This window comes from uncultured Gilvimarinus sp. (genome assembly GCF_963972205.1).
Classification (GTDB): domain Bacteria; phylum Pseudomonadota; class Gammaproteobacteria; order Pseudomonadales; family Cellvibrionaceae; genus Gilvimarinus; species Gilvimarinus japonicus.
Window position 1 is genome coordinate 14,136 of sequence record NZ_CAXAUC010000013.1, and the last position, 15,463, is coordinate 29,598.

The following is a 15,463-nucleotide window of genomic DNA, read 5'->3' on the forward strand; positions in this document are numbered from 1 at the left end:
AGGCCGCCCTTTGGGCGGCCATTTTTCTCTCCCCCTATTGAATTCTTACCCGCCAACACGCATATAGTGATCTATCTGTTACGGTTTACTAGGAGATACCCGCCGTGATGCGCATTGGCTTATTTATTCTTACTAATTTAGGCGTCTTGGTTCTTGCCAGCGTTACCCTCAACTTACTGGGCGTCGGCCAAATTCTTAACGAATCTGGCACCGGGCTCGACTTAACCAACCTACTTATATTCTGCGCCGTATTTGGTTTTGCCGGATCGTTTATCTCGCTGTTTTTATCCAAGTTTATGGCCAAGCGTGGTACCGGCACTAAAATCATCACCACCCCCCGAACTCCCGATGAAAAATGGCTGGTAGCAACCGTTGCCGATCTGGCTGAGCGTGCCGGCATAGGCATGCCCGAGGTTGGAATCTTCCCGGCCAATCAGGCCAACGCCTTTGCCACCGGCTGGAACCGCAATAAATCATTAGTCGCGGTAAGCGCGGGGTTACTGCAACGCTTTGATCGCGAAGAAGCCCGCGCCGTACTTGCCCACGAAATCGGCCACGTCGCCAACGGCGATATGATCACTCTTACCCTGATCCAAGGGGTGGTAAACACCTTTGTGATGTTCTTTGCGCGAATTATTGGCTACACCGTGGATAAAGTCGTGTTTAAAACGGAGCGAGGTGTGGGCATTGGCTATTACATCGTGACTTTTGTTGCCGAGATACTGTTGGCATTTATTGCCTCAATGATTGTTATGGCATTTTCGCGCTACCGTGAATACCGCGCCGACCACGCTGGTGCAACACTGGCAAGCCGCGATGGAATGATCCGCGCATTAGAGCGTCTAAAAGCCGAAACTCAGGCCGGGGCGCCCACCCCTATGCCCAAAAGCATGCAAGCCTTTGGTATTTCCTCAGGCTGGCACAAAACCGCCGGCAAACTATTTGCCAGCCACCCACCGTTAGATGAGCGTATCGCCGCCTTAAAAAACCATGTCTAAAACGCTAGTACACATCACCGCCCTGCTAATGGGTTTAATCGGCGCCGCCTCGTGCAGCGCCGACGAGCCGCCCGCCACACCAACGCCGCCATCGGCACCAACCTTTGCCACCGACGACGAGCGCAATACCATTGAGGTGTTTGAGTTTGCCAGCCCCAGTGTGGTGTATGTTAACCGCTACCAAGTGGTGCGCGACCGGCGTTCACTCGATCTACTCTCGATTCCGCAAGGGGCCGGGACGGGCTTCGTCTGGAGCGAAGCGGGTTACATCGTCACCAACTATCATGTGGTTGAAGGCGCCCAGCAGTTATCCATTACCCTGCCCGACCAAAGCCGCTGGCCTGCAAGCGTTGCAGGCTTAGCGCCAGACAAAGACTTGGCGTTGCTCAAGGTCGAAGCCCCAAAAGAGAAGTTGCAAGCCTTGCCCATGGGCGATTCGGGAGATTTATCGGTGGGGCGTAAGGTGCTGGCCATCGGCAACCCCTTTGGCCTGGATGCCACCCTCACCACCGGTGTGGTAAGCGCATTGGGGCGCGAGATTGAGGCGCCTAACCAGCGCAAGATTCACAACGTGATTCAGACCGACGCTGCCATTAACCCCGGCAACTCGGGCGGCCCGTTGCTTAACTCAGCTGGCGAGCTAATTGGCGTAAACACCATGATTTATAGTCCCAGCGGCGCCAGCGCCGGCATCGGCTTTGCCATTCCGGTCAATATCGTCAAGCAAATTGTGCCGCAACTGATTGAATACGGCCGTTTGGTGCGCCCCGAGTTTGGTATCGAGTTTGCGCCCAGTCGTTGGGCACGCCGCGCTGGCGTCGAAGGGGTGGCTATTTTACACGCCGCACCCGGCAAGCCCGCCGCTAAAGCCGGCCTGCGTGGCGCCAAACGCGGCGCGTGGGGCACTGTCGAACTAGGTGATATTGTGATTGCCTTAAACGACACCCCCACCCGTAACCAGGATGAATTTCTCGCCCTGATAGAGTCTCACAAACCCGGGGACACACTGGAAGTGCACTATGTGCGGGATGGTACACTGCGCCAAACCCAAGTCACCCTCGCGCCACCGGAGCTTTAATCGCTGTGAGTACGAACAACCACTACCTGTGCCAATTGGCTGAGCTACCCGACAACAGCAGCCTCGGCTTTGACTTACCCGATGCAGGCATAGGCGTGTTTGCCGTGCGCCGGGGCGATCGCGTGTTTGTCTACCGCAACCTGTGCCCCCATGTGCATATTCCGCTAGAGTGGGTCGAACACGAATTTTTAACTGCTGATATGAGCCTGATTCAGTGCGCCAACCACGGCGCACTGTTTGCCATCGAAACAGGCCAGTGCATTGCAGGCCCTTGCAACGGCCAATCGCTACAGGCCATCGAGCACCAGGTAACCGATGGTGCCCTTTACGCTATTACGACTGAGTGAGCGGCGGACTAAGCGACACGGCGATCCCACGGGTTAGGGTGATATCGCTATTCTCGGGCGCAATCTCGGCGCGGTAGGCGAGCACCTCGACTCCGCGCTTAACGGCGTCGTAAAACGCGGCGGTGTAAGCCGGATCAATATGTGCCGCGGGTGCCACCTGCTCAATACCGCTGTGCTGGACACAAAAAATCAACACCGCTCGCGCACCGGACTCAGCCATAGCGGCCAGCTCGCGCAAGTGTTTGCTGCCGCGGGCGCTGACCGCATCGGGAAAATAGCCCTGCCCCTCGCCCTCTTTTAAGGTAACGTTTTTTACCTCCACGTAGCAGTCGGCATCACGGCCTGTTAGTAAAAAGTCGATACGTGAGTTTTCATCGCCGTATTTAACCTCGGCTTTAATCGTGTCGTAACCGCTCAGCTCGCCAATAATGCCTGTCTCTATGGCCTCGCGCACCAAGGCATTAGCGCGCCCGGTGTTAATACCGGCAAGGTCACCAGCGGGCGTCGTGGCTACCTCCCAAGTATTGGGATACTTGCGCGTTTTGCTGTCTGAGTGAGAAAACCAGCAGGGTGAATCTAATGCCAAGCATTCGCGCATCGAGCCGGTATTGGGACAGTGAATAGTCAATTCAGAACCGTCTTCCAGTAACACGTCGGCCAGAAAACGTTTGTAGCGGCGCAGCAACCGCCCTTGCTGCCAATTTTTGTTATCCTGCATAGTCAGCCTCGCACCCCCCAAAAAAGGCGACATTATAACGAGCAAGGGCCTAAGTTGCGGCCAAAAGCTCAATAACTGAGCAATTTTACAAAAAAAACTGGCACAGCTTTTTGGAATCTGGTAGCTTCGCTTTCCTTCCGCCACAGTGAGGCAAATTGCCATTGTGAACGAAGAGGAGACCCGCGGAGTCGGCTGAGCCGGCCCCCGTAACCTTGACACTGATCCACCGCGCACAGCGCTGCGGAATCAGCCCCAGGAGATACAGAGGCGTTGCACTATGCCCAATAATTCAGCCAAAGTCGAAAGCTACACGCTGCGCACTTTTTCGCCTTACAAAGAAAAGAAAGGCGAAGAGTATATGAACCCCCAGCAGCTGGAGCATTTTCAGAATCTGCTACTGTCGTGGCGCCGGGAGCTTATGGAAGAAGTTGACCGCACCATGAGCCACATGAAAGATGAGGCCGCCAACTTCCCCGATCCAGCCGACCGCGCCAGTCAGGAAGAAGAGTTTAGCCTTGAGCTGCGCACCCGCGATCGCGAGCGCAAACTCATTAAAAAAATTGACAGTACACTTGAGCTGATCGAAAACGAAGACTACGGTTTTTGTGATGCGTGCGGCGTCGAGATTGGTATTCGTCGTCTTGAGGCTCGCCCCACCGCGACCTTGTGTGTTGACTGCAAAACACTCGACGAAATCAAAGAGAAACAAATCGGCGGTTAACCGCCTGAGCTGGCCCCGCCCCGGTGGGGCCAGCTTGCACTTCACTTAATGCGCTAGCACTAAAAGTCGGTACACTAAGCCGACATGCCGTCACCTCATGACTTATATTGGCCGTTTTGCCCCCTCGCCCTCAGGGCCACTCCATTTTGGCTCGCTCGTGAGCGCCCTGGCCAGCTACTTAGACGCTCGCCACCACCACGGCCGCTGGCTACTGCGTATGGACGACATCGACCCGCCCCGCGAGCTTCCGGGTGCCGCCGACGACATTTTACGCACGCTTGAGCAGCACGGCTTAGAGTGGGACGGCGACGTATTATGGCAAAGCACTCGGGCAGATGCCTACCGCGGCGCATTAGCCGAGCTACAGCAAGCCGGCCTGGTTTACCCCTGCAATTGCACCCGCCGCGACATTAGCGCCAGTGGCGGCATATACAACGGCCACTGTCGCACTCACCCGCCAGACACAACCGGCCTGCAGGCGCTGCGCCTCAAGCTATATCTGTTGCCCGCCCCCTTTACTCAACTTGCGGATATGGTTCAATTTGACGACTTACTGCAGGGCCCACAGAGCCAAAATCTCGCCCAAGATGTGGGCGATGCGGTGGTCATGCGTAAAGACGGCTTGTTTGCCTATCAGCTAGCGGTAGTGATAGACGATATCGCTCAGGGCATTACCCATGTGATACGCGGCGCAGACCTACTGCCGGTCACCGCTCGTCAGCACCGCTTTTTTACGCTGCGCAATGCGACCGCACCGGTCTACGGCCATGTGCCAGTGGCGCTGGGGGCAAATGGCCGCAAATTGAGCAAACAAAACCACGCGACCGCACTGGATAACCATCAAATTCGTGAAAACCTCTGGCAGGCACTGGCCTTTCTAAGGCAAAATCCACCCGAGGCACTCGGCCGCGAATCACCCGCAACGATACTTGCTTGGGCTTGTAGCCACTGGCAACGATCGGCACTGGCAGGCATCGCCGCCCAACACACGCCCTGAATTTACGGAAACTTTATGAATAACCAGCGCCTGGTGATCTTGCTGTTGCTGATTGCCTATATATTTTCGCCCACCTTGTTCACCTGGATCGTGAACCCGGAAGGCGCTTGGTATCGCCCGTACATTATGTGGGTTTTGGTGATCGCCGTCGCTTACGCTATTCAGGCCCGCAAGAAACCCTCATGACATTTGAACTCACTCACGTCGCCCTGATCGGGCTCGCCTACCTGTTATTAATTTTTGGTATTGCCACCATTACCGAGCGCGGCTGGCTGCCTCGGGCTATTACCGAGCACCCGATTACCTACATTTTGTCGCTGGGCATCTTTGCCAGCGCCTGGGCATTTTATGGCGTCATCGACCTCGCCTTTCAGTTCGGCTATGGCGCGCTGGCCTATTACCTTGGCACCGGGGCACTATTTTTGTTTGCCCCCGTCGCGCTGGGGCCCATTACCGAGCTGGCCCGCCGCCATCAGGTACACTCGCTGGCCGACTTGCTGGTGTTTCGCTACCACAGCCACGGTATTGGAGCGCTAACCACGCTGTGTATGCTGCTGGGTATTTTGCCGTTAATGGCGCTGCAGATTCAGGCCATTGCCGACACCATGCACATCATGACAGTGAGCCGCGACCCGGCGCTGCCCATTGTTGGCACAGGCCTAACGTTTAAAGACCTTATGGCACTCGCTTACTGCGGTATGTTGGCGCTGTTCACCATCTTATTTGGCTCCAACCGCGAGCGCCATCGCGGCCTGATTACCGCTATGGCGTTCGAATCACTGCTCAAAGTATTTGCCCTTTGCGCCATTGGTTTACTCGCCGTCTACGGTGTATTTGACGGATTTGACGGACTCGATGAATGGCTCGAGCGCAACCCCGAAAACCTTGCACTGCTGCATTCGCCTATTCGCGACGGTGCTGCTCACACGCTACTGCTAGTGTTTGTCGCCACCGCCGTTACCATGCCGCATATCTTTCATATGGGCGTGGCCGAGAACCCTATTTTACGTAACACCCGTACCGTTACCTGGGCGTTTCCGCTGTTTTTACTGTTTTTGGCGCTGCCGATCTTTCCTATTTTGTGGGCCGGCTTTGAACTGTCCGTGCCTTTGCCGGCGCAGTACTTCACGCTCGGCGTGCCCATTTTATCCGGCTCGCACTCGCTGACGATTCTGGCGTTTGTCGGCGGGCTATCGGCCTCGACTGGCGCCATGGTGGTCATCACTCTGGCGCTATCGACCATGGTCATGAACCACTGGATTCTGCCCTTTTTGCGCCTGCGCCGAAAACAAGACATTTACAGCCAACTGGTGTGGCTGCGGCGAATTGTGGTCGCCACGCTCTTTTTAGGGGCCTATCTGTTTTACTGGATGCTGGATAACCGCCAGAGCTTGTTTCATCTGGCGTTGGTAGCATTTATCGAGACACTGCAATTTTTGCCGGGCATTTTTGCCATTGTATTTTGGACCCGAGGCAACCGCCGGGGCTTAATCATCGGCCTTACCGCTGGCACCGTCGTCTGGGCTACCGGCTTGCTCGTCCCGCTTATTACCGGCATCAGCACCATCGCAGTGCCTTTTGGCGATGGTGAGCTGGGCGTGGGCATGGATCACTGGAGCCAGATTACCCTCTACTCGCTGGGCCTTAACACCTTACTGTTTGTCGGCGTTTCACTGCTCACCCGACAAACCGAAGAAGAAGCCTACAGCGCCGAGCTATGCGCCGCCGACGAGTTGTCGCACCCGGTGCGCCAAGCGCTGGATGTGCACTCGGCCGACGAGTTTAAAACCCGCTTAGCAAAACCGCTGGGCAAAGTGACCGCCAGCCGCGAAGTGGACATTGCCCTAAAACAGCTCAACCTTAATGTCGCCGAGCGTCGCCCCTACGCCTTGCGGCGCTTGCGCGATCAACTAGAGGCAAACTTATCGGGCTTGATGGGGATTCACGTCGCCGGCGAGATTATGGACAACCACCTGCCCTACAAGCTGGCCGAGGCGCGCGATACCGTCGACATTAACCTAATTGAAAACCGCCTATCGCAATACCGCAGCCACCTTACCGGGATGGCGGCCGAGCTTAACAATTTGCGTCTGTATCACCGTAAAACCTTACAGGAGCTGCCCATGGCCGTGTGCTCACTGGGACGCGACAAAGAGATATTAATGTGGAACCGGGCCATGGCAAATCTGACCCAGATTCCCTCTGAGGTGGTGATAGGCTCGCACCTGGACGATCTAGCTCAGCCTTGGTGCGAGCTGCTGCTAAACTTTAGCGAGGGCGAAGACGCCCACCTGTATCGCCACGAGATCGCCCTCAACAGTCGCCCCCACTGGATCAGCCTGCACAAGGCCGCCATTGAGGGGCCGGTAACCGGGCGGCGCGCTCAAGCGGCGGCGTTTCGCAAAAGCGAATACGACCAAGTGATTTTGCTTGAGGATGTCACTGAAACCCAGCTGCTAGAGCAGGAGCTGATTCACTCCGAGCGCCTCGCCTCCGTCGGCCGGCTGGCGGCAGGTGTCGCCCACGAGATCGGCAACCCCATCACCGGCATCGCCTGTTTAAGCCAAAATTTACGCTATGAATCGGACAACCCCGAGATCCTAGAAACCGCCGAGCAGATTTTGAGCCAAACTGACCGCGTCAGTAAGATTGTGCAGTCGCTGGTGAGCTACTCCCACAGCGGGCAAAACAAAAAAAGCGCCTTCGAGGCCGTGGCCCTGCGCGAATGCGCTGCAGAGGCCATCTCACTGCTGTCGTTACAAAAAGAAAAAACTCAGGTGCATTTCGACAACTTGGTGGCAGCCAATGCCATCGTCGCCGGCGACACTCAGCAGATGATTCAGGTATTCATTAATTTGCTGTCCAATGCGCGGGATGCCAGCGAGCCCGAAGGACGTGTTATCCTAGACAGCGATGAAGATGACGACAACATCACAGTCACCGTCACGGATCAGGGTGAAGGTATCTCCCCTGAACACATCGATCAGATACTTGAACCGTTTTTCACCACCAAAGACCCCGGCGAAGGCACGGGCCTTGGGCTGGCGATGGTTTACAGTATTATCGATGACCATGGCGGTACTTTGGACGTGATCAGCCCGGTCGATACCGCGAACCACCGCGGAGCTCAACTGGTTATTAAATTGCCGCGTCACTTAGAGTCTATGTTGCCTATTGACGACATGATTCGCGGTGACGCGACCGACAAGGCCGATTGAAGTAACTATGACTAAGATTCTGGTTGTTGAAGACGAAGCAATTATCCGCACAGCGCTACGCAAACTGCTTGAGCGCAATAAGTACGAGGTGAGTGAAGCCCCCTCGGTACGTGAAGCCACCGGCAAATTTCAGCTTAGCGATTTTGAGCTGATCATCTCCGACTTGCGCCTACCCGGCGCCCCCGGCACCGATTTAATCAAGCTCGCCGGCGAGATCCCGGTGCTTATCATGACCAGCTACGCCAGCTTACGCTCTGCCGTGGATTCTATGCGCATGGGGGCGGTTGATTACATTGCCAAACCGTTTGATCACGATGAAATGGTTACCGCCGTTAAGCGCGTTATCGGTAAATCCTCCGCCGCCAAGCGGGAGCAAACCCCAAATACCGACGGCAGCAAAGTGACCGGTATGATCGGCTCCAGCGACGTTATGAAGAAGCTGTACAGCCGTATCGCCAAGGTTGCCCCCACCGATGCCACCGTGCTTATTCACGGCGAAACCGGTACCGGTAAAGAGCTGGTCGCCCGCTCCCTACACGAGCAAAGCCGGCGCCACAAAGAATTAATGATTTCGGTCAATTGCGCGGCCATCCCCGAGACCCTGATTGAGTCCGAGCTATTTGGCCACGAAAAAGGCGCCTTTACCGGTGCCGCCAGCACTCGCGAGGGCCTAGTCGCCGCCGCCGATGGTGGCACCTTGTTTTTGGATGAAATTGGCGAGCTGCCCTTGGAAGCTCAAGCGCGCCTGCTACGGGTGCTGCAAGAGGGCGAGGTGCGTCCGCTGGGTTCAGTTGAATCGCGCAAAGTCGATGTGCGGCTCGTCGCCGCCACCCACCGCGATTTACGTCAACTGGCGCAAGAGGGTAAGTTTCGCGAAGATTTGTACTTTCGCATCCATGTGATACAACTTGAAATTCCTCCACTGCGCGAGCGCGGCCGGGATATTCTGCTACTCGCCGAAGCCTTACTGACCCGCTATAGCCACCAATTTAACAAGCCTATTCTCAAGCTCTCCCCCGAGGCCATCCAGGCGATCACCACCTATACATGGCCCGGTAATGTGCGCGAGCTAGAAAACGCGATGCAGCGGGCGGTGATCTTGTGTGAGGATGAGCGCGAGATCAGCCATGAGCTGCTGGCTATCGACCTGGACCTTGTGCGCTTGGATGAAGAAGACGACAACCCTTACTTCAACGCCGGCTCCAGCCTTGCCCGCAGCAGGCCTACACACCAGGATCCCCCAGAAGATTTGTCGCTGGAAGACTACTTCCAGCGCTTTGTGCTAGAGCATCAAGACACCATGAGCGAGACCGAACTGGCCAAAAAGCTCGGAGTAAGCCGCAAATGCCTGTGGGAGCGCCGCCAGCGTTTTGGGATACCTCGCCGCAAGGCCGGCGCAAAGTAAGTAACGCATCTTCCCAGCATTAACCTTAATCCCCGCTAAAACACGCCGCAAACTGCGGCGTGTTTCACATCGGCTCTACCAACTCACCCACAGAATCGCCGCAAAATAATCATTAGCGCGCCAAAGTGAGTCAATCACAGCCGTATTGTTACCGGCGATCCCAGAGCTGTTACCCACCACAACTGTTACCCCGCCTTGCGAGCCGTAACAATAAGAGCGCAAAGCTGTAACCGTTAGAAATAACAAAATGGAATATAGGCTTGGGCGAAAAAGTTAACCTATTGTTTTTGTTGTAAATTTTACAACTGGCACGCCGAGTGCTTTATACCGCGTACATAACAACAAGAAACAATAAAAAGCGACACACTCTAATAACAACAACAAACAATAAGAAACGTAGAACGGCTTATAAAAACAATAAACAATTAGAAAATGGAAAAGTTCAATAATAACAACAAGAAATAATAATAAAGGGTAAGAACATAATAAGAACAATAGACAATAAGAAAAGAAACGAAGATTAAAAATAACAACAAATAATAATGATAAAGCTTTAAACAATAACAAAATAACGATAATAAGATATAAAGCGGAACGACTGACTAGGCACCAATGGATAGCAACTGATTTGGAATGGGCAGGGACGCAGACTAAATACAACTTGTGCCGCCCATTCTACGGGAAAGCTGATGCTTTCCCGTTTTGCTTTCTGGCCTACCCCGCAGGCCCGTGATAGACTTGAATCATACTAATTTTAGCCGCCTGCCGGCCCGAACCCCAAAGTTGCAGATTACTCCATGCTGAAAAGGCTGTTTAAACTCATCTCCCCCCGCTCTAACACCAGTACCGCCAAGCAGCCACTTGTCATCCCTCGGGATCAACACAATGTTTCCCGCAAGCTGATCAGCCACGCGGCTATCAAGGTTATGAAACAACTCGGCGACCACGGCTACGAGGCTTACTTAGTCGGTGGCGGGGTGCGCGATCTCTTACTCGGGGAACAACCCAAAGACTTTGACGTTGCCACCAACGCCAAGCCCGAACAAATTAAAGGGCTGTTTCGCAGTGCACGCATTATCGGCCGCCGCTTTAAAATCGTTCACGTTCGGTTTGGCCGCGAGATCATTGAAGTCACCACCTTTCGCGGCCACCACGAAGCCGCACGCAGTGAACACGGCATGGTATTGCGCGATAACGTATACGGCTCGGTACAATCCGATGCGGTACGGCGCGACTTTACGGTAAACGCGCTCTACTACTCCCTCGACGGCTTTGTGGTGCACGACTTTACCGGCGGGATCCACGACCTTGAAAAACGCACCTTGCGTATCATTGGCGACCCCACCACCCGCTACCAAGAAGACCCTGTTCGCATGTTAAGGGCCGTGCGCTTTGCCGCCAAACTGGGCTTTAATATTGCCCCCGAGACCGCCGCTCCGATCAGCAAACTGGCCGGGCTGCTCAGTAACATCCCACCCGCCCGCTTGTTTGAAGAAGTGCTAAAGCTCTTTTTGGCCGGCTCTGCCACCGCCACATTCCACCTATTGCGCGAGTACAAGCTGTTTGGTCAGCTGTTTCCCATGGTTGAGGCGCACCTGCAAACCGGCGACCCAATTGCGCTGGAGATGATCGAGCAGTGCATGTGCAACACCGACAAACGTATTCGCGCGGGTAAATCCATTACCCCGGCCTTTATCTACGCCGCCTTGCTTTGGCCCCCACAGCAGGCGCTATTGGGGCAGCTTATGGGCACTATGCCCAAAGGGCAGGCCTTTAACGATGCCTCGCAACAAGTTATCAGCGCGCAACTGTCTCGTATCGCCGTCCCCAAGCGGTTTCTGATCCCCATGCGCGAGATCTGGGACATGCAACACCGCCTAACTCTGCGCGGCGGCCAGCGCGCTTACACGATGCTTGAGCACCCACGGTTTCGTGCCGCTTACGATTTTGTCCTGCTGCGCGAGCAGGCGGGTGAGAAGCTCGACGGCCTCGGCAACTGGTGGACACAATTTCAAGCTGCGGACGATGAAGGCCGTGCCAAGCTGGTCAGCAGTGTAAAATCCGGCGGCCCCCGCAAATCTCGGCGGCGGCGCAATAACAATCGTAAAAGCTCTCCCTCGAAACAGCAGGATTAATGCTGTGGCTGATATGGCAAATCACTGCTGCTACATCGGCTTGGGCAGTAACCTGTGTGAGCCTATCGAGCAAATCCAGCAAGCCTTAGATGAGCTGGCGGGGCTGGCGCAGACGCAAGTTACTCGTGTTTCATCTCTGTATCGCTCGCGCGCTGTTGGCCCAGGCGAGCAGCCCGACTACATTAATGCTGTCGCCCAACTAACCACCCAGCTGGCCCCAGAGCCGCTGCTTGACGCTTTACAAGCGCTGGAACAGGTTCACGAACGCAAACGGCTGGTGCGCTGGGGACCGCGCACACTGGATCTGGATATTTTGCTGTACGATGACACCAGCATTAATACCGAGCGACTGAGCGTGCCCCACCCTTATTTAACCGAGCGTAACTTTGTCTTGTTACCGCTGCTGGAAATAGCACCCAATCTACAGCTCGCCGACGGCACCAGCATCGCCACCCTGGCGCAGCAGTGCGGCGACGAGGGTTTGATAAAACTCCCGGCGCAGCGCTAAACTGCGCTAAGTATTCACTGAGGACTCCAACGTGGTAGACGCTATGTTTGAAAAGCTGACATTGGATTTATCCGCTGTCGAGCTACCCAACTACATTGCCATCGAAGGCCCCATCGGAGTGGGCAAAACTACCTTAGCTCGCAATCTAGCGCAGCTATTTCATTACGATCTATTGCTTGAGCAGCCCGAGCAAAACCCTTTTCTTGCACGCTTTTATCAAGAGCCAAAGTCAGTGGCACTGCAAACCCAGCTGTTTTTTTTATTTCAGCGGGCCGGCCAGATTCAACAGCTGCGCCAAGACGACATGTTCAGTCCCCATCGCATCGCCGATTTTATGCTCGAAAAAGATCAGCTGTTTGCCCAAGTCACTCTGGATGATGACGAGCTGGCCATTTATCAGCAGGTCTATGAAAAACTAACACTGGACGCCCCTCGCCCCGACTTAGTGATTTACCTGCAGGCGCCCCTAGACGTTTTACAAACGCGGGTTAAACAACGCGGTAACGACTTTGAGCAACACATCAGCGACGATTATTTAAAAGTGCTTAACGAAGCCTATACAAGCTTTTTTCACTATTACGACAGCGCGCCGCTATTGATCGTAAACGCCCAAGATTTAAATCTTGCGCAAAATCGCGACCACTTTCAGCACTTGGTGGAATACATTACCACCATAAAAAGTGGCCGCCACTACTACAACCCTACGCCCGTTTTATAGAGTCATTCCCATGCCCTACTCACAAGCGCACGATTCCGCACTGGACAAAAAAGTCACCATTAACACACTGCACAAATTACGTGGCCAAGAAAAATTTGTCATGGTCTCGCTGTACGATGCACCGATGGCAGCAATGGCACAACAGTGTGGCATTGAGGCGGTTTTAATTGGCGATTCATTGGGCATGACTGTACTTGGCTACGACAGCGTCATCCCCGTCACCATGGAGCAGATGATCTACCATATCGAGGCGGTTGCCCGTGGCAACCAAAAATCGCTCATTATTGGCGACTTGCCTTTTATGACTTATGCCACCCCCGAGCAAGCGCTTACCAACGCCACCCGCGTTATGCAGGCCGGGGCACACATGATAAAAATCGAAGGCGGCCACTGGCTGGTGGATACGGTAAAAATGCTTACCGACCGCGGCATTCCGGTATGCGCACACTTGGGCTTAACACCACAGTCAGTGCATAAATTTGGCGGGTTTAGAGTACAGGGGCGCGACAGTGAAAAGGCCGAGCAAATGGTGGCAGATGCTAAAGCGCTGGCCGCCGCTGGTGCCGCACTGCTGGTACTTGAGTGTGTTCCCGCAGCACTGGGAAAAATCATTACCGAGGCGGTGGATATTCCCACAATTGGGATAGGCGCAGGCACCGATACCGATGCTCAAGTGTTGGTCATTAACGACATTTTGGGCTTAACACCGCAGCCACCTAAGTTTTCAAAAAACTTTTTACTTGAGACCGGCGACATTGCCGGCGCCTTAAAAAAATACCGCGATGACGTAAAAGCCGGAACCTTTCCGGCACCTGAGCATATGTTTGGTTAACCGCTTGGGTACTCGCGCTGGATAAACGCCTTTATTTGTTGCGCTTTATCGGGCTGCTCCAGCGGCCCGTTCAACAGCTCGGCCAAACGTTTATAAGCGGCCGGGATACCTTTATCGCCACGATAATGCTTGTGAGCATTGACCAATAATCCCGCCAACTGGTGCGGCGTTAAGCATTTGCGCAAGTGCGACTCTAGCGTCAATGTGGTGGCCAGCTTTGCCGGGCGGTAAGTAGGCACCTTGCTCAGCGTTTCAGACACTAGCTTCGCTGCCTCGCGCTTAGCATTGTCTGCCAATAATAAGCCAAGTAAATAATCCGTATGGGCGCACAAGGCTTTAGCGCCATCGGCTGTATCAACCTTTAGCAACAGCTCATGATATTGACGGTGCAACGCCAAATCGTCCCGATACAAGTTAAGCAACTCGCGCAACTGATCGCGAGCGCGCTCTAAATCACCGTGGCGCTGCAATACAAACACCGCCCCTAGGCCTTGTGCGCGTATAAAATCGGTTTCATCCAGCTTGGGCTGATGAAACTCAACCTCAACGCCGACCTCATCGCGAAACTGATACAAGGCATAACCGAGCAACGCATAACATACCAACGAGCTGTAAGTCGTGGCTCCTAAAACCCACGATAGTTGCCAGGCTGGCGGCACCATCGGTTGCACAAACTGCACCGCCGTATTTACCGCTGCGGCAAGTATCAGGAGTAACACCCACAACAACCAATAATAAACACCGATACCAGACATCACGCCCACAATAGCGAATGGGCTTATAGCGCGCAGCAGAGATTTCTCCTGAGCGAGAATCATGGTAACGGCGGGAAACGCAAACAGCAGAAAGGCAATTAGCGGGTAGACCACAAAAGGAAGGTACCTAACCGGCAAGTAACCGGCCGTAAAGCCATAATACACGGCCACCACCAATGCCACTTGCACCACGTAAACTGCAATGGCTTTTAATAATAAATAATGCGAATCACTTTTTATCAGACACAGCAGTCCCGGCGGCCAACGCTTACCTTCGGCCCTTTCCGCAAGCACCGCAAAAAAATATTTAACGCACATCAATTGAAAGATAAATGCAAAAAGTAACGCGGCAAGGCCGCCACCGAGCATAGCAGCACCCGCCACACCAACTAGCATCACTAGCAACCCATTGATATGCAATGGGTACAATAGCAAGTAAGGTAAAACGTGCCAAAAGGGTTTGGCAAACGCAGGGTCGTCGGTCGCCGTTAATTCACTAAAGCACAACAAACACCGTGGGCCACTGCGCCCCCACAAAGGGTTGTGACCATCGGGGATACAGCGTTCACTAAAATGCGCCTCGCAGTGGTGGCAGCACCATGCTGCACGAGCACCTTTATCAAAATCACACCGTGCTCGAATATCCATTACGTTCATCCACTGAAACCGGGGAAGGTAGAAAATTGTCAGATTGATGGTCGGAGCGAGAGGATTCGAACCTCCGACCCCCTCGTCCCGAACGAGGTGCGCTACCAGACTGCGCTACGCTCCGCCGCCGAGAGCTTCGCGACACCGGAAGCTTCAACCAAGGCGGTTTAAATTATAGCGCACCGAAAAAATCAATGTAAATGCCTCGAGACAGAGGCGCTGGTAACATCGCAGAGAACACTGCGCACCTAAAAAACGATTCACGGCAACAAAAAAACCGACGCCTTGGGGGAAGCGTCGGTAAAAAGACCATTCTAGGAGTAACATAAAGGAAAGATCCTGTCGGCCTGAGCCGAGCCGCTGGCCGAATGCGGGTATGATTCAG

General features: G+C 54.3%; 14 protein-coding genes and 1 tRNA gene. 12 read left to right on the forward strand and 3 right to left on the reverse strand.

Going from position 1 to position 15,463, the window contains the following annotated elements:
* The first annotated feature begins 107 nt into the window (after positions 1 to 107).
* From htpX to AACY82_RS15295, 3 genes are read left to right on the forward strand one after another with little or no spacing between them, the layout of a single operon-like run.
* The gene (gene htpX / locus AACY82_RS15285; protein ID WP_339617761.1) at positions 108 to 998 is read left to right on the forward strand and encodes a protease HtpX; all 891 of its coding nucleotides are present in this window, start codon (positions 108 to 110) and stop codon (positions 996 to 998) included.
* A complete protein-coding gene (locus tag AACY82_RS15290) occupies positions 991 to 2,076 on the forward strand; it encodes a trypsin-like peptidase domain-containing protein (protein WP_339617707.1) in 1,086 nt (361 codons plus the stop codon). Before htpX ends, AACY82_RS15290 begins: the two co-directional genes overlap by 8 nt.
* Before the next feature lie 5 nt (positions 2,077 to 2,081).
* On the forward strand, positions 2,082 to 2,423 hold the full coding sequence (locus tag AACY82_RS15295; protein WP_339617708.1) for a Rieske (2Fe-2S) protein: 342 nt from the start codon (positions 2,082 to 2,084) through the stop codon (positions 2,421 to 2,423).
* Here AACY82_RS15295 and sfsA read toward each other — a convergent pair.
* Positions 2,410 to 3,141 carry a DNA/RNA nuclease SfsA gene (gene sfsA, locus AACY82_RS15300; protein ID WP_339617709.1) on the reverse strand — a complete coding sequence of 244 codons (732 nt, stop codon included), beginning with the start codon at positions 3,139 to 3,141 and terminating at the stop codon, positions 2,410 to 2,412. The two genes, AACY82_RS15295 and sfsA, sit on opposite strands and share 14 nt — an antisense overlap.
* 277 nt (positions 3,142 to 3,418) lie before the next feature.
* Here sfsA and dksA point away from each other — a divergent pair, with 277 nt between their 5' ends.
* The 9 genes from dksA to panB all read left to right on the forward strand — a co-directional run bounded on the left by dksA (position 3,419) and on the right by panB (position 13,675).
* Complete coding sequence (gene dksA, locus AACY82_RS15305) at positions 3,419 to 3,862, forward strand: RNA polymerase-binding protein DksA (protein ID WP_339617710.1); 444 nt, start codon at positions 3,419 to 3,421, stop codon at positions 3,860 to 3,862.
* Positions 3,863 to 3,959: 97 nt separating this feature from the next.
* Positions 3,960 to 4,859: a tRNA glutamyl-Q(34) synthetase GluQRS gene (gene gluQRS / locus AACY82_RS15310; RefSeq protein ID WP_339617711.1), complete on the forward strand. Its 900-nt coding sequence runs from the start codon at positions 3,960 to 3,962 to the stop codon at positions 4,857 to 4,859.
* A 15-nt stretch (positions 4,860 to 4,874) separates the two neighbouring features.
* Complete coding sequence (locus AACY82_RS15315; RefSeq protein WP_339617712.1) at positions 4,875 to 5,045, forward strand: hypothetical protein; 171 nt, start codon at positions 4,875 to 4,877, stop codon at positions 5,043 to 5,045.
* Complete coding sequence (locus tag AACY82_RS15320; RefSeq protein ID WP_339617713.1) at positions 5,042 to 8,077, forward strand: ATP-binding protein; 3,036 nt, start codon at positions 5,042 to 5,044, stop codon at positions 8,075 to 8,077. Before AACY82_RS15315 ends, AACY82_RS15320 begins: the two co-directional genes overlap by 4 nt.
* Positions 8,078 to 8,084: 7 nt before the next feature.
* Positions 8,085 to 9,482, forward strand: coding sequence for a sigma-54 dependent transcriptional regulator (locus AACY82_RS15325; RefSeq protein ID WP_339617714.1), 1,398 nt, complete (start codon positions 8,085 to 8,087; stop codon positions 9,480 to 9,482).
* 797 nt (positions 9,483 to 10,279) lie between these two features.
* Positions 10,280 to 11,617, forward strand: coding sequence for a polynucleotide adenylyltransferase PcnB (gene pcnB / locus AACY82_RS15330; RefSeq protein ID WP_339617715.1), 1,338 nt, complete (start codon positions 10,280 to 10,282; stop codon positions 11,615 to 11,617).
* Positions 11,618 to 11,630: 13 nt separating this feature from the next.
* A complete protein-coding gene (gene folK, locus AACY82_RS15335; RefSeq protein WP_339617762.1) occupies positions 11,631 to 12,125 on the forward strand; it encodes a 2-amino-4-hydroxy-6-hydroxymethyldihydropteridine diphosphokinase in 495 nt (164 codons plus the stop codon).
* Between the two features lie 43 nt (positions 12,126 to 12,168).
* Positions 12,169 to 12,843, forward strand: coding sequence for a deoxynucleoside kinase (locus AACY82_RS15340; RefSeq protein WP_339617763.1), 675 nt, complete (start codon positions 12,169 to 12,171; stop codon positions 12,841 to 12,843).
* Positions 12,844 to 12,853: 10 nt separating this feature from the next.
* On the forward strand, positions 12,854 to 13,675 hold the full coding sequence (gene panB / locus AACY82_RS15345) for a 3-methyl-2-oxobutanoate hydroxymethyltransferase (protein WP_339617716.1): 822 nt from the start codon (positions 12,854 to 12,856) through the stop codon (positions 13,673 to 13,675).
* Here the strand turns inward: panB and AACY82_RS15350 are convergent.
* Both AACY82_RS15350 and AACY82_RS15355 read right to left on the reverse strand, forming a co-directional pair.
* Positions 13,672 to 15,078 (reverse strand): hypothetical protein, encoded by a 1,407-nt coding sequence (locus AACY82_RS15350; protein WP_339617717.1) that lies wholly within the window; start codon positions 15,076 to 15,078, stop codon positions 13,672 to 13,674. The two genes, panB and AACY82_RS15350, sit on opposite strands and share 4 nt — an antisense overlap.
* 47 nt (positions 15,079 to 15,125) lie before the next feature.
* A tRNA-Pro gene (locus AACY82_RS15355) sits at positions 15,126 to 15,202 on the reverse strand.
* Between the last annotated feature and the right edge of the window lie 261 nt (positions 15,203 to 15,463).